Consider the following 771-nt stretch of genomic DNA (forward strand, 5'->3'; position numbering starts at 1 on the left):
GTAATCAGTTGTGCGGTTTTTGCCGCTGGCCGGGGCACTCAGCGCAAACTGACCGATGCGGCGCTCAAGGCCGGCATAAAACGCTACCTGCCCTGGCAGTTCGGCGTTGACTACGACCTTATCGGCCGGGGCAGCCCTCAGGATCTGTTCGATGAGCAACTCGATGTGCGAGAAAAGCTGCGCGCCCAGCAGCAAACCGAATGGGTAATCGTTTCGACCGGTATGTTTACAAGCTTCCTGTTCGAACCCGCGTTCGGTGTCGTCGATCTGCAAGGCGGTCGGATCAATGCGCTGGGCAGCCTCGATACGGCCGTGACAGTCACGACCGCAGAGGACATTGGCAGGCTGACTGCTGCCATCGTGATGCACGAGCCGCGCATTGTGAATCAGGTGGTGTACACCGCTGGCGACACATTGACGTACGCCGGGCTGGCCGATCTTGTGGAGCGTGTCACGGGGCGCGACATCGAGCGGCACGTATGGAGTGTTGCGCAGTTGCAGGCCGATCTGACGGAAATGCCGGATGACAATCTGCGCAAATACCGGGCGGTCTTTGCCATGGGCCGAGGCGTGGCATGGGACGTCGCCCGTACCTACAACGCGAAATCAGGGCTGAGCGTCACCAGTGCCGAACAATGGGCCCTGGCCAATCTGGCTCAGACCTGAAGCAGCTCAAGCCCGGTCCGAACGATCAACAATCATCGAAAAGCAAACCTTCTCGCTACTGACCTGCACCTGCAGCGCCCGACCGGCACCCATGCCCGCGATGAT

At 60.3% G+C, this 771-nt stretch carries 1 protein-coding gene; it reads left to right on the forward strand.

The genetic code is table 11. The features are described from left to right. Nucleotides 1-666: aromatic alcohol reductase (locus tag ALO43_RS08130; protein ID WP_054997358.1), on the forward strand; the 666-nt coding region annotated here is incomplete at its 5' end. Nucleotides 667-771: the final 105 nt, after the last annotated feature.

The organism is Pseudomonas tremae, assembly GCF_001401155.1.
Classification (GTDB): Bacteria; Pseudomonadota; Gammaproteobacteria; order Pseudomonadales; family Pseudomonadaceae; genus Aquipseudomonas; species Aquipseudomonas tremae.